This window comes from Methylobacillus flagellatus KT (assembly GCF_000013705.1).
Taxonomy (GTDB): Bacteria; Pseudomonadota; Gammaproteobacteria; order Burkholderiales; family Methylophilaceae; genus Methylobacillus; species Methylobacillus flagellatus.
On sequence record NC_007947.1, the window covers coordinates 2,161,126 to 2,175,465 of the forward strand.

Below are 14,340 nucleotides of genomic sequence, written 5' to 3' on the forward strand. Positions count from 1 at the left end.
CTAATATACCAAAAGAAAAATGGAAAGACTAAATACTATTACAGTCAAAGTAAAATTAACTCCCCCAAACCCAGTAGGTATTTTTCTAAGCCGTAATGCACTGAAAAATATCAAAAACAAGGTTAATAATGTGATGATTAAAGCAATGACCATACCTTTTAGTCCAATCACTTTCATCAGAAGTGGTGCTGAAATTAGCAAAATAATAAGTGCAAAAATTTGTGCCCAGACACGTATTGTCTGAGATCCAGAAGCAGTCAATAGAACACCTTGAGGCGCAGCAAGATATCTTGTAAAAACTAACAAACCAATATAGGGCCAAATTGAATTTAACTCTACATATTCATCACCAAAAACAAATTCGGTAATATGCATACCGGCAAACCAGAAAATAGCCCAGCACACAGTACCAACAGCAAGCATCTGAAGATTAAGTTTTTTAGCTAGCTCAACAAACTCTCTAGTATTAGTGTGCTTGGCAGCAATTACAGGTAAAAATACATTTCCGAGTACAGGTGCAAATTGCATTGCACCATTTAGAAATCTCATACCTGCTTGGTAAATACCAACTCCAGTGGCTCCCAGATAATATTTCACAAGCATGGTGTCAACTTGGTAGAAAAAGTTAGTGAAACCCGCATCAACGGCATATGGAAATCCTGCTTTTAATGCTTTTAGAACAGCAACTGGAGAGGCTGACAGAGTATTTAAATCACCAACCACTCGCTTATATGCCCGCCACGACAAAATAAAATAAACAAAACGAGATAAAACAAAACCTAAACTAATTAATAATAACTCAGCCCCATTAATTACCATTAAAACTATTAAGCCGAAATGCAACAAAGAGCCAATTGTTGCAACTTTTGTTTCTTCATGAAATTTTCCGATACCTCTGAATGCAATATTAAAAAAATCCCCAAAAGAAGTGAGCAAACAAGATAACAGTAAAATCCAAAATATTGCTCTATCTAAGTCATTTGTATAGAATAAGTAATGTCCAGCAAGGCAACAGACCCCCATCACTACTGTGAGATATAGTTTTGCAAGAAAAACCCTCCCCATTAACTGATTAATATTATCAGGGTATCTTCCTATATCTCTTAACAACTGATTTGAAAATCCATATTCCACTAAAAGCACAGCTATTGACGCAAGAGTAAAATTGTACATCAATATGCCAAAGTCTCTCGGACCAAGGAATCTTGCAAGAATAATGAAAAGTACAACCGCTGATAGCAACCGTGAAAAAGTCGAAAGAGCCATAAATGCGGTATGTTTAATCATAAATTGCTACATTTTTATTATTAAAGTTAGGTTAAAAAAACATTGAATTTTATGAAAATGTACCTATAAGTTTTTTTCTACTTTTACTATCTACATTTTTCAGTAAAGATTTAACAAATTCTTCTTGCAGTGTAAAAGCAGAGATATTATCTCTGCTAATACTTGAAACTCTAAAAAGCAGTCCATCAGGAATATATCCCTGCAAACCTAATTCAAACCTTTTTATAGTTTGACCCAATCCACCATAAACTGTAGTTTCACCAACACGCATCCAATAAAGTATTGGCTCATATCGTGCCCCATGCTGGGCTAATAAATGTCTAACTTTAATTTCATATCCATCAAAATTTAAAATGGCATTACCCAACAAATCAACATTAAATCCTTGAGCTGTATAGCAGGTTTCAGGCTTATGTGCTTGCAAGCCGCGACTTTGGTCTCCCCCATAAGCAATCGAAAGCATTATTCGCATTCCTTGCTTATTAATATAGGTCCGAGAAAGAGTTTGATCATAAACTTTATTGAGGTTTTGCTGCACCTCAGGGCTCACTTGTATAGGAGTAATCGTAGGATCGATTTTCCACTCATCGAACTCCTTAGGAATCATTGCTTCTAAATTTATATCTTCTGCTGCATTAACAAACTTAGTAGGTTTAAGAATTACTCCTCCTAAAGTAGCTACCAATAACAGTAAAAATATAATTAAATTTCGCAGTGTAAATCCATCCATTAGACAGGCCTTATTAAGAGTTTAGGCTTTTAACTGCCATTTTTTAACCAAATATTGTAGGAGCGTATCAACACTAATTATCAAAATTAGAGCCACTACAAAAAGTAACATTCCAGCAAAACCATGAACAAAACCCTGACCAGCAGCATCTCCAAAATGATAAGTAACTAAAGTTAATACCATAACTCTAATCACATTAGCGGTAAAAGAAATTGGAATAATCAATATCCCAAGAATTACATTACGAATAAATGAATCGTGCTTTACAACATTTAAATAAAGTAAACCCAGCGCCTCCAAAGATATTAAAGTGTGCAAACCAGCACATGCATCCGCAACAAGTAATTGATATTGTCCGATTTGGAGGATCACCCCACTTCTTGAAATCGGATATCCTATCCAATAAAGTATATTTTCTGCTACATATGAGACCGCAATCTTCATTGGTAATGTCACAGCATCAAGAAAAACTCCAGGAAGAGGCACCATAAAAATCAAGAAGAATAACGGAAACCACAATGCTCGAAGCCCAGAATAACCACGGAAAATTAGCAACAATCCAGCAAAAACAGGAATTTGAGATGCAATATCTAACGGTGCAATATCTTGAGAACGGCCAAGAATGTAGAGTAAAAGACCAAAAACTAAAACTATCCCGCCAATTACTGGCCTGCCTATAATATTATTTTCGGCCTTAAACAATTGGTGTCTCTGTACCCATACTAAATACAAGACAACGCCAACAATTAATGGTCCATGAGCTTGATCTTCAGATTGCCATACAGTATTTAATAAGTTCAAATATGTAGGCGTATACATAATGAACAAACCTAATAATAGCATCCAATTCCGATTGATTACCTCCCAGATACCAGGATTATCTTGCTCGATTACCTCGACAGTGTTCATATCTACAAATCAACCAATATTGACCCAATTACCTTAGTACCATTATTCTTGCATTGTTCTACAGCAATAGATAAATCATTCACTCGAGTATGATTTTGTCTTGCAACTAATACAATTCCTCCAACAGTAAAAGCAATTGCATAACCATCTGAATAATTACTAAGTTCGGGAGTATCCAATAAAATTACATCATAAACACAAGCCAACTCTTTAATTAAATTTCCGAATGTTGGCTTGCTAACAAGCTCTTGAGGATTAGGAGGTAATGTACCGGCAGTTAATACAGATAAGTTTTCAAAAAAATTTATTTTTGAAATTACATCATACCCCGCTCTTCCTGCTAAGATATCAGATAACCCACGTTTGTTACTCAGATTGTATATCTCATGCTGGCGTGGGTAGCGTAAATTAGCGTCAATCAATAATGTATTTTCACCCAATTGCGCAAAAACAACTGCAAGATTTGCAACAAAAGAGCTTGCATTATCGCTGCTGCTTACTGAAGAAACAGCTAGTGCTTTTCGTTCCGGTGAAAACCAATGCAGCATTAATTGACTGCGTACTGCTCTCAAAACCTCAGCTTTGTTACTAAAAGGCTGATATGCAGCAACGAGCTCATTAAGATATGAGTTTTGGTCAGGTGATAAATAAGGATAGTTAAATTGCCTCGATAAAACCTGTTGAATATCATCTTCAGTTATCAACCCTAATGCTTGAGCAGCTTCTCCAAAGCGCAAACCCTTCTCTTTATGTAACCGCATAATTCTTTCAGCATCTTCGGGTGTAATTTTCCCCATCCGCAATAATAAACTACCAATTGTAAATTCTGAAAATTCGTTTACCAATGGTGCATTTTCTACTTTTTCAGAGTTTGAATTAGAAGGTGTAAATGAAATCATAATTCAGCCTTCCCTAAAGTTATCAGGTTTGAAGTATTTTTAAAAAATCTCAGTTTTCTTTTTTCTTTACTAATAGTCCCAAGAAGTGGGGCTTGTAATACTTCAATTAAGTCATCAGCAGTCCGTACTCTTCGATCAACAAACTCAGCTAAAACTCCAAACCCTATTCCTAAAAACATACCCAAGAGGATTGACAATATAATATTCAGCAATAAATTTGGGCTAGTGGGAGTAAGAGGTGCCACGGCAGGATTCAATAAAGAAATATCAGATTGATTTGACTGACCTTCAATATTCGTTTGAGTATACCTTTGCATAGCCATGTCGTATGCTTTTTGAGCATTTTCAACCTCTCTTGTCAAAACAGATAAAATATCCCTATCTCGATTAAGTTGTAATACTTTTTCTTTTTGATTATTTAAAGCCAAACGTATTTCCGCTTCACGTTGTTGCAGAATTCTTGAATTACTTGCCACATTACTTGAAACCGATTTGATCTGTCTATCTAGCTCAGACTTAAGATTTTCAATTTCTGCTTTAGCTCCTAGATAAAAAGGATGGTTTCTTTCAAATTTCTGCGAAACATCTGCAAACCTTGATTCTGCTCTAGCAATTTCAGTTTTAAGATTTTGGATAATTGGATTAGCTGCTACATCAGGAGACTCATAAGCTTCTTTTCCACTTGAATTTTTTTCCCGAGATCTCGCTTCCATAACTTGTGCTTGTGCAATAACCAATTGAGATGAAAGCTCATTTAATCTGGCTCTTTCCACATCCAATCTTTCATCAACACTTACAATCCCTTTCTCTTGCTGATACTCTGAAAGCTTCGATTGCGCTTGAGCTAGATCTTCTCTCAGTTCTTTCAATTGCTCAACGAAATACAAAGCAGCTTTTTGAGAAGGCTCAACTTTAAGTTGTATTGAAGTTTGCATATAAGACTCAGCAAATTCGTTTGCGATTGTAGCTGCAAACTGGGGATTTACCCCAAAAAAGCTAATATCAATAATACTACTCTCTCGAGATGGTTTAACTTGAAGTTTTTTTAGCAATAAATCTGCAAGCCATTCTTTAATTTCACCTTTACCTGAAGTTGCTTGATAAAAGTCCTCTTTTACGGCTGGAACATCTGCCAGACCTAGTTTATCAATTACCTTTTTTGCAACGTTTTTACTTGAAATAATATCCACTTGCGTTGCCATATAACCTGGCATTAACTGCGCAGGAAGCATTACACCTGTTACAGGATCAGCGCCTTTATAATTAACAAGCACTGAAGCTGTTGCTTTATAATTTTTTGGCAACAATATTGTAACAATAGCGGTAGTTAATACCGTTATAAATAAAGTAAAAATAATAATTTTATATCTAGCTTTAATGATAGAAATAAATCTGATAAAACTCATCTTAGATTACCTTTTTGATTATTCAGCTGTTATTCAAAAAACAAACTAAAATACACTCTCTTGTACATATACAACATCATTAGGCTGAATAAAATCATCATGCTTTACTTTAATTATCTTAACACCACCTTCATCATCTAACCGTTTCACCTTAATACCTTTTTCCGTTCCCCTGAGACTAAGGCCACCACCAACAGCGAGTGCTTGCAGCACTGTCATATGATACTCAAGACGATATTGTCCTGGCCGCTGAACCTCACCATATATATAGAATCTAGGAGCTCGATCTACATAAATAATATCTCCTGCCGTAAGTAAGATATTTTTATTTAAGTCGCCATCCCGCATCATTTCAGCAAAATCAATTATCTCTCTAACACTTTTCCCCTCAATCTTGCGAACCAAGCTAATCAAATCTCCCCCATCAGGTGCAACTCCACCGGCCAACGCCAGTACGTCTGCAAGAGATTTTGCACTATCCAGTGGGTAGCGACCTGGCCTGTTAACCTGACCTAGCACAGAAACCTGCTGACTCTGCAACTGAGCAACAATGATATTCACGTGAGGGTTTTTCAAGAATCCACCGCTTTCCAGCATGCTGGCAATTTTGCGTTCAGCAGCTGCAGGTGTTTCTCCACCGACTCTGACTTCGCCTATCAACGGGTAGGTGATAGTGCCAGACTCACTCACTCTTACTTCCAAGGAAAGATCAGGCTGTTCAAATACAGATATCCTTAGAACATCCCCCGGCCCAAGAACAATATCCGAATCCGCTGCGTTAACATTGAATACAACAATCGTCAGGACTACCGTTACAAACCATTTGATCAATTTAGTCATGGCACTACACCTATACACGTTTTATAGAATTACTACTTTAGTCCGCTTACTCCGCGAGCAATATCATCATCGACACTAGAGGGTTTTGACTGTTCGGCTTTTTCTGGTTGTTGTGGTACTTCGGCCGATTTGTCTAAATATTCAATTTTTGCTTCAGCCCGTAGTCGCTTGATTTCAGCCTCACCCGCTTCCTTACGCTTTTTATTCAAGAGCATTTGCTCAATTTGCGGTGTCGCATCTGCCAGTGATACCGGGCTCTCCTTTACGCTATCCATGAGCACCAGCATCGTCCTCGGTCCCATGCCGATCACAAACAGCTGGCCACGCCTTGCATCCTTCAGGCGCTCAGAAATCTGTGGAGGCAGCTCTGCCACACTGCGGGCAACTTCTCCACGGTCATATTGGATTCCCTTAGCATCCAACCACGCAGCGACTTCCTGCAGGGTTTTGAAGCTACCGAGCGCAGACTTGAATTCGTCATTGACATAACGTGAATCAATCAATATTTGTTCCATTTCCACCAGCTTGCGCTCGGAAAATAGTTGAGGGTTTTGCTTATAGAAATTCTCAACTTCTGTTTTGTCCGGCTTGCCTATGTTAGCCACCCTAGACTGGAGGTATGCCTGGGCAATCATTTGGGATTTTGCGCGCTCAATGGCTTGCATGACGTTCGGGTCCCGGTCTACTTTTGCTTTCAAGGCAGCCTGCTCCAACAGTTGACGGTCAATCAATGATTGCAATATCTGCTTGGTAGCAGCTTCTTTCTGCGCTGGCTGGACATTGGCCCGAGCAAGCTCTTCATTGAGTTGATGGACGGTTATTTCCTTGCCGTTCACTCTCGCCAGCGATTGGCTAGCCTTTGTTTCATTAGATTTATCTCCACAGCCCGACAGCCCGATACTAATCATCAAGGCGACCAACGCCCCTTTCGTCATTTTCGACCATTGCATTATTGTGCTTCCATATTCAGTATTCAAAATCCAGTCTCCTCAAAATTCAGCCAACACCATCAATACGCATTATCTTTTTTAAACACTACCAGCACCGTCCGGATGATGATCCAGAGATCGAACGCCAGCGACCAATGCCTGAGATAATCCAAATCATATTCAATCCGCGCTTCCATTTTTTCGAGGGTATCGGTTTCACCCCTCAATCCATTCACCTGGGCCCAGCCAGTAATTCCCGGCTTCACCTTGTGGCGCAACATATAGCCACGTATGAGCTTGCGGTATTGTTCATTATGCGCCACGGCGTGAGGCCTCGGGCCTACGATACTCATTCGCCCCTGCAACACATTGATAAACTGTGGCAACTCATCAAGGGAATTTCTCCTGAGAAAACCACCAATCGGTGTTAGGCGCTGGTCACGCTTTTGTGCCTGCACCACTTTGTCACCATCTTCCATCACTGTCATGGAGCGGAATTTGTAAACAATGATTTCCTCACCATTCAACCCATACCTACGCTGCTTGAATATTACCGGGCCTTTAGAAGTCAGCTTCACAGCCAAAGCCAGTGTCAGCATGATCGGTGAAAGCAACAACAGGATAAGGGATGCAAGAATAATGTCACTAGTCCGTTTGATTAAGCTATTAAACCCTGTAAACGGCGTTTCACAAATCGCCACCACAGGCACACCCGCCACATCATCAAACCTTGCCTGCACCAGATCAAAAATATAGATATCGGGCACAAAATAGACAGATGCTGTCGTGTCTTGCAGCTCCTCAAACAACTGTCTGATGCGCGGTTGCGCGGACATCGGCAGACTGATGAAAATGATCTGGGTATTGTTGGCACGCACATAAGCCGCCACGTCCGCCATTGTGCCTAGCAACGGTACATGACGCATTCCCTTGGGATGCCGGGATATCTCGCGATCATCAAAAAGACCTTTCACCTCCATGAACAGGTAAGGGTCTTCATTGATGCGATTCACCAACCGGACACCGATATCATTAGCGCCTACTATGACAACAGAACGAACTTCGCCATTTTTATGCAAATCCGAGGCAATTTTGCGGATGAGCAAATGCGCAACAGTAAAGATGATCGGCACCGCCACAAACCAGGTATACACCATTTCCTCATGGTACTGATCAGTAAGGTCTGCGGCATATCCGATAAATGCCAATATGGTGACAACAATTGCCCATCCGAACAAAATATCACGAATATAGCCCAACACTTTTCCACTACGCCATGTGCGGTAAAGATCCAGGCGCTCATAGACATTTGAAGATACAAAGTATGCAAGCAACGCAAGGATTAAGTAGTAGCCATTGAATGGCTCACCATAAAGAAGCGTAAAGCCATACAAAGTCCCCAGAATAATTAAAGGATCTAACAGCTGCTTGAAAAAAGCGACTAAAGGTATGTCATTTACCGTCATTTATAGCTCTTCAAAACTCATATTGCCCTGTTACTGAGACACTATTTGACCTAAATTCAAACATATCAGATGTTGACTCTCGATCACTATGAATAAATGAAGTAGTTATCCTAAAAGATGTTACTGGGTTATACATAAGTGACAGCATAAAACTCTTATCTTTATCTGACCTAAATTGACCAAAAATTTGATCCCCCTCAAAATCTCTTTTTTCATATTTCAATACGCCTTGAACAGCTATCTTACCAGTTGCCTGCAAATTAGCCGTTAATGATGTTCCACGATTCAGCGTATAACTTGTTGTAACAAATGACTGAGCGTTATTTTCTCTCCAAACTGCAGCATTCAAATTGGTTTTTCCAGAAGTCATCCAATTAAAGTTTCCCCGAGCATTAACCCCCCTAAAGTCCCGTTGAGACAGTTGCTCATGCTGCCTATCTACCAAACCACCAAGAAACTGCAACCTTGACTTTCCGGTAACAGCCCAATCGACATTCAACTTTAATTCATTCTGGTCATAATCATTGCTTATAAAAGATCCCTGAAAAGCTTGCTGCGGCTTTGATCCTTTAGTATTTCTGTACAGAACACCGATGATACTTTTAGTAGGAGATAGATAGTCAAATCCGATCTCCTGTATATCTTCCTTTAGATTAGCGGCCCTTTGAGCCTCAGCCCCGTACTCCATTTCAGAGTAAATAAAAGCCCCTCTAACACGCCATCTAGGATGCAGCATCCAACGCGCCTCCAATAAGCGGCGGTCCTGAGTTCTTGTGTTTAACGATAACATGGTTCCTTGCAGAGGTTGGAATTCTGAAAAAGGAACCAAAGCTTTTTTATGAAAAAACTCAACCTTGCCTTCCAATCGATTTCCCAACTCCCAATCCCACCTGGCAATAACGTCACGACCATCATTATCTAACTCTGAGTTTTTATTAAATGTGGACTTGTTTAATCTAAAATCCACATACATTTTTTGACGACTAATAGTATGATCCAGCACAATACCAGCGCTTTTGACAAGCATTGTATCTGAGGTATCTGAACTCCCAGTACTCATTTGAGCTAATTGCTTACTAGCGAATCTTCTTAAATTATCATCATATGAATATGTAAGACTGGCATACGGCTTTAAAACATCCCCCTCTAATGCACAAGCAGGGACTACAAATCCAGCAAGCTCGATACCTAGCCCAGCGACCAAAGCAATTTTTATTAGGTTAGTTGATTGAGATAACCGCAAAGAAGTGTTTCCCCAATGATTACCAGTAATGCCAGTTACCGGTATATATGATCCAAAGTCCCAATATGCCATTTGTCACCGCATGAGCGATGATCGGCAACCATATTTTTCCGCTACGAATATAAAGCAAGCCGTATGCCAAGCCAGCCACTAAACCGGCAAACCATTCGGTATGTTCTATTGCAAACAATGCGGATGAAACTAGTAAGGCCAGGACGCTTACCTGCCGAGGGTCGACATTGAGGAAATGTTGGTTGTGAATCCAGCGCATCAAGAATGAACGCCAGAACAGCTCTTCCATCAAGGGCACGACCAATGCGGCCCCCATCACTCTTGTCGCCATCAGCAGACGGGCATCCGGTCCGCTTCCCGGATCGAACCCTTCGGATTGATCGCCAATCAACATCCATGGCGCATCCAGATTGATCCAGGCGATAAATACTAGCATACCAACGGCGATTGCGCTCAACCACGACCTGGCTCCCAGCGCGGCTAGCCCCTGGAGCTCGACATACTGCTTGCGTAGATACCAAAGCAATAGGGCGACCAGCCCGACCTTGATGCCATAGAGCCAACGCGTATCGGCGTCCACCAAGCCGATCCGGACTACCAAGTCCACCACTGCCATGAAGAGCATATACAATGCAAATGGCGCTACACGGCTCAGGATCGGCGTATGTAAACGGGATAAAAACATATGTTGCAAATTGAATTCAATTGGTCATCATACAAAACTTTGGTCACAAATGACACAAATTCTCATTTAGGTAGTCTGTTCGGACTAAAAAAAATAAGTCGGCATCAAGCCGACTTATCGAATGCTACTGAGCTACTGCGATAGATTTATGACAAATCCCTGCTTTTACGGCGGCGCGCCACCAATCCCATCAACCCCATGCCGATCAGCATCAATGCATATTCGGATGGCTCAGGCACAGCAGCCACACGGAAACCGCTTAGCCAGATTTCCTGAAACTGGCGGCCGCCTTCGTTGCTGGAAGCGCCCTGGATGATGCCTATGGCATTGCTGCCAAGTTCAAACGTGTAGCGGGAGGCATCCACGCTCAGGAAATAGATACCTGAGTTAGGGTTATCCTCGCCAATGCTGACATCGGTACGGATCGCCACCTTGTCCAGGTCGAGATACTCGCCAGCCGCTGCGTCTGCCGCGTTATATGAAGGGACATAGCCTGAGCGGGACGGATCTCGCAGACGGTAGCCACCTTCAGCGCCGCTGTAAATGCCGTCAGCAAAATACCAGGCGGCAGAAATCGTCTCGACATCCGCCAGCCGTCCTCCTCGAAATGGTTATAGGCGGTAAACAACCCCAAAACCCCGTTGTTGATGCCGTTGGACACCTGCACCTGCTGCCTTCCCCAGGCGCCGCCAATCACTTCGCCGCGGGCGTGATGATCGGTAAAGCCGCTCTTGGTGCGAATCGCCAATGCGCCGCCCAAGGTGTTCAGGCCAAACAATGGGCTGGAGCCCGGCAGCAAATCCAGGGAGGCAATCGCGTTCATGGGCAGTAAATCCCAGTTCACCACATCGCCGAAAGCTTCATTGACCCGTACACTATCCAGGTAGACGGATATGCCCTGCGGCGTGCCTATCATCGGCGAGGCGGTGAAGCCGCGGAAATTGAGGTCCTGCTGGAAAGGGTTGCCTGCATAGTCGTTGATGCTCACCGATTGCATGTTGTTGTTCATGAACTCGGTGATGTTGATCGCGCGCGATTCGGAGATTTCCTTTGCAGTTGCACTTTGGATATTGGTTGCGGCCTGCTCCCGGTCTATGCCTACGCCAGGCAATGGGCTGACGATGCGCACACGCGGCGCGCGGATGACAATTTCCTCCACCCGGATGGCTGGCTGCGGCACTGCGTTTCCGTCACTTGTCGCAGTATTTGCGCCGTCACCTTCAGCAGCGAGGACCGGTACTGCCAGCATTCCCAATAGCAGTGATGCATAAACGACTACCCTACGCTGGCAAATGCTTTCCAGCCTGACTCGTGCCAACACACGCGCTCCTTCTCCATATTCATCATCTTATTGTTCTAGTGACTACCGGCTTCACAGCCAGCCTGGAGAGCAGTGCAGCAAAAGTTGCGCCACTATATCTTAGAAACCTAATAGATTGTTTTTACTTGATATTCATTAGCATTAAGGCATACATGAATCCATGCGTGGTTGTATGCAACCTGCCATGGCTACAGCCAATTGGCTGCATTTAGCCAGTTACGGAGAGAATCTAATGGGGAATGGAAAAGCAAAAAGCCACCAGATACGGTGGCTTTGGAATATTTGGTAGACCCGAATGGACTCGAACCATCGACCTCTGCCATGTCAAGGCAGCGCTCTAACCAGCTGAGCTACGGGTCTATTTGCTCTCGAGTGCGAGAGAGCTGCGCATTTTAGCGCAATGCCATTGGCTCCGCAATCCTGATTGTCAAAAATGTGGCCTGCATACACTGGTCACACGCCGCTATAATAACGGTTGAGTTCAGATCAAGGTTTTTCATGCCCCCCTTTGAGACAGTCAGCCAATATTTCGACCTGATCACGGACAATATTGCCAATCAAGGCTACGTGATCGTTCCCGGGTTCCTGCCTGACGACTTTATTCACGCCCTGCGCGATGAAGCGCTGGCATTGCATGAGGCCGGCAGGTTGAAGCGGGCCACCGTAGGCAAGGCTGAAAACAATCAGTTGGACAACAAGGTACGCGGCGACTTGATTCATTGGCTGGAACATACCCAGGCCAGTCCGGTACAACGGGAGTTTTCCGCCATCATGGAAACCCTGCGTGAATCCCTCAACCGCCACCTGTTCCTCGGACTATTCGAGCTTGAAAACCACTTTGCCATCTATCCCCCGGGCGCGATTTACAACAAGCACCTGGACCAGTTTCGCGGCAACGAAGAGCGACAGGTCACCTGCATCCTCTACCTGAACGAAGACTGGAAAGCGGAGTACGGCGGTCAATTGCGCCTCTACCTGGATGGAAAAGAGCCCGAGCCTTATATCGACACCGTACCGCTTGGCGGCACGCTGGTCGCATTCCTCTCCGGCAGGTTCTGGCATGAGGTGCTGCCGGCGTCCCAGCCGCGCATCAGCCTGACCGGATGGTTCAGGAAGCGTGGGCCCAGCCTGCCATGACCTTGTCGGGGGTGGACCAGCTGTTTGACCCGGAACAATTCCGCGCCAGTGGCCATGCATTGATCGATATGCTGACCGACCGCCTTGCGCAGGAGCTGAATGGCGATGCTAACCTCATCGAATGGCAGCCGCCGCTCGAGGCGGAGCAGGCATGGCAGCAAACCATGCCGGAGCACCCCGACCTCTCCCCAGAGGCGTTCACCCGCTGGATCCAACAGGCAATACTCCCCCGCAACCTTGCCATGCACCACCCTCACAGCATGGCGCATCAGGCAGCGCCACCCTTGCCCATGGCGGCACTTTCCGAGCTGGTGTCCGCCTTGTGCAACCAGGCGATGGCGGTTTACGAGACGGGGCCTGGAGCCACACTTATAGAGCGGCAGGTCATCCGCTGGCTCAATATCTTCATCGGCTGGCCTCAAGGCGCTGGCCTGCTGACGTCCGGCGGCAGCCTGGCCAACCTGACGGCCCTGCTTGCGGCCAGGCAGCAGATGGGAGCAGGTATCTGGCACCAGGGCGTCGGTGCTGCACCACGGATGCGAGTGCTGGCATCCGCGCTTTCCCATTATTCGATCAGCCGTGCCGCAGGCATCATGGGGCTGGGGGCAGACGCGGTCATCCCGGTTGCAGTGGATGGAGAAGGCCGCATGTCGATCGACGCCCTGATTCAGGCACACGACGGCTGTACCGCAAGGCAGGAGCAGGTCATGGCAGTGGTGGCGACTGCAGGCTGCACAGCGACTGGCAGTATCGACCCATTGCAGGCAATAGGAGAATTCTGCCGCGCGCGCGGCCTCTGGATGCATGTCGATGCCGCTCATGGCGCTTCGGCACTCCTTTCTAAAACGCACCGGACCAAACTGAACGGCATGGCAATGGCCGATTCGGTGACCTGGGACACGCACAAGCTGTTGTATATGCCTGCGGCGGCATCCGCGCTGCTGTTCCGCGATGATGCAAGCAGCTACCAGGCATTCTCCCAGCGCGCTTCATATTTGTTTCACGAGGAGGACGACGCTGAGACACTGAGCTTCAATACCAGCTATCGTACCTTGGAGTGCACGAAGCGCATGATGGGGCTGAAACTGCTCACGGCATTCAAGCTTTACGGCAGGCAGGGGATGGCGGCCCTGGTTGAACATGTATTTTCACTGGCGGAAGAGTTTGCTGGCCTTGTCGCCGACGCTCCAGACTTTGAGTTGTTGATGCTGCCACAAACCAATATCGTCTGTTTCCGCTATCTGGGCAATGCTGCATTGGATGCCACCGCACTGGATACCTTGCAAACAAATATCCGGACAACTTTGCTCGAACAGGGATTATTTCATTTGAGCCAAGCCAATGTCGGTGGTAAAACCTGGCTACGGTGCACACTCATGAATCCATATACCCGGGCACCACATCAGGAGGCCTTGCTGGACAATATCCGGCTTGCCGGTAATCGCCTGCTTGCTTCATCGACAACCTGAATCAACC

Annotated in this window: 14 protein-coding genes and 1 tRNA gene; 2 read left to right on the forward strand and 13 right to left on the reverse strand. The window is 44.6% G+C overall.

Features of this window, described 5'->3' with window-relative positions:
• The 13 genes from MFLA_RS10320 to MFLA_RS10370 all read right to left on the reverse strand — a co-directional run bounded on the left by MFLA_RS10320 (window position 1) and on the right by MFLA_RS10370 (window position 12,087).
• Complete coding sequence (locus tag MFLA_RS10320) at window positions 1-1,287, reverse strand: oligosaccharide flippase family protein (RefSeq protein WP_011480242.1); 1,287 nt, start codon at window positions 1,285-1,287, stop codon at window positions 1-3.
• 49 nt (window positions 1,288-1,336) lie between these two features.
• Window positions 1,337-2,017 carry an exosortase-associated protein EpsI, B-type gene (epsI, locus tag MFLA_RS10325; RefSeq protein WP_011480243.1) on the reverse strand — a complete coding sequence of 227 codons (681 nt, stop codon included), beginning with the start codon at window positions 2,015-2,017 and terminating at the stop codon, window positions 1,337-1,339.
• 21 nt (window positions 2,018-2,038) lie between these two features.
• Window positions 2,039-2,926, reverse strand: coding sequence for an exosortase B (xrtB, locus tag MFLA_RS10330; protein ID WP_011480244.1), 888 nt, complete (start codon window positions 2,924-2,926; stop codon window positions 2,039-2,041).
• A 2-nt stretch (window positions 2,927-2,928) separates the two neighbouring features.
• Window positions 2,929-3,825, reverse strand: a complete 897-nt coding sequence (gene epsG / locus MFLA_RS14650; RefSeq protein WP_011480245.1) for a chain length determinant protein tyrosine kinase EpsG — start codon at window positions 3,823-3,825, stop codon at window positions 2,929-2,931.
• Window positions 3,822-5,231, reverse strand: coding sequence for a chain length determinant protein EpsF (gene epsF / locus MFLA_RS10335; RefSeq protein WP_011480246.1), 1,410 nt, complete (start codon window positions 5,229-5,231; stop codon window positions 3,822-3,824). Before epsF ends, epsG begins: the two co-directional genes overlap by 4 nt.
• A gap of 45 nt (window positions 5,232-5,276) precedes the next feature.
• On the reverse strand, window positions 5,277-6,071 hold the full coding sequence (gene epsE / locus MFLA_RS10340; protein WP_048811689.1) for a polysaccharide export protein EpsE: 795 nt from the start codon (window positions 6,069-6,071) through the stop codon (window positions 5,277-5,279).
• 32 nt (window positions 6,072-6,103) lie between these two features.
• The gene (locus MFLA_RS10345) at window positions 6,104-7,048 is read right to left on the reverse strand and encodes an EpsD family peptidyl-prolyl cis-trans isomerase (RefSeq protein ID WP_011480248.1); all 945 of its coding nucleotides are present in this window, start codon (window positions 7,046-7,048) and stop codon (window positions 6,104-6,106) included.
• Between the two features lie 32 nt (window positions 7,049-7,080).
• Entirely contained in the window at window positions 7,081-8,466 is a 1,386-nt protein-coding gene (locus MFLA_RS10350; RefSeq protein WP_011480249.1) for an undecaprenyl-phosphate glucose phosphotransferase, read from the reverse strand.
• Window positions 8,467-8,476: 10 nt separating this feature from the next.
• Window positions 8,477-9,781: an XrtB/PEP-CTERM-associated polysaccharide biosynthesis outer membrane protein EpsL gene (gene epsL, locus MFLA_RS10355; protein WP_195741992.1), complete on the reverse strand. Its 1,305-nt coding sequence runs from the start codon at window positions 9,779-9,781 to the stop codon at window positions 8,477-8,479.
• On the reverse strand, window positions 9,729-10,406 hold the full coding sequence (locus tag MFLA_RS10360; RefSeq protein ID WP_011480251.1) for a CAAX prenyl protease-related protein: 678 nt from the start codon (window positions 10,404-10,406) through the stop codon (window positions 9,729-9,731). The genes epsL and MFLA_RS10360 overlap by 53 nt, the downstream gene beginning before the upstream one ends.
• Window positions 10,407-10,552: 146 nt before the next feature.
• Entirely contained in the window at window positions 10,553-10,837 is a 285-nt protein-coding gene (locus MFLA_RS14935) for a PEP-CTERM sorting domain-containing protein (protein WP_229407050.1), read from the reverse strand.
• Window positions 10,774-11,727: a TonB-dependent receptor plug domain-containing protein gene (locus MFLA_RS14155; protein ID WP_011480252.1), complete on the reverse strand. Its 954-nt coding sequence runs from the start codon at window positions 11,725-11,727 to the stop codon at window positions 10,774-10,776. Before MFLA_RS14155 ends, MFLA_RS14935 begins: the two co-directional genes overlap by 64 nt.
• A 283-nt stretch (window positions 11,728-12,010) precedes the next feature.
• Window positions 12,011-12,087, reverse strand: a tRNA-Val gene (locus MFLA_RS10370).
• A gap of 138 nt (window positions 12,088-12,225) precedes the next feature.
• On the opposite strand from MFLA_RS10370, the gene MFLA_RS10375 reads away from it, so the two are divergent.
• A complete protein-coding gene (locus tag MFLA_RS10375) occupies window positions 12,226-12,864 on the forward strand; it encodes a 2OG-Fe(II) oxygenase (RefSeq protein WP_011480253.1) in 639 nt (212 codons plus the stop codon).
• Complete coding sequence (locus MFLA_RS10380; protein ID WP_229407051.1) at window positions 12,831-14,333, forward strand: pyridoxal phosphate-dependent decarboxylase family protein; 1,503 nt, start codon at window positions 12,831-12,833, stop codon at window positions 14,331-14,333. The genes MFLA_RS10375 and MFLA_RS10380 overlap by 34 nt, the downstream gene beginning before the upstream one ends.
• Window positions 14,334-14,340 lie beyond the last annotated feature (7 nt).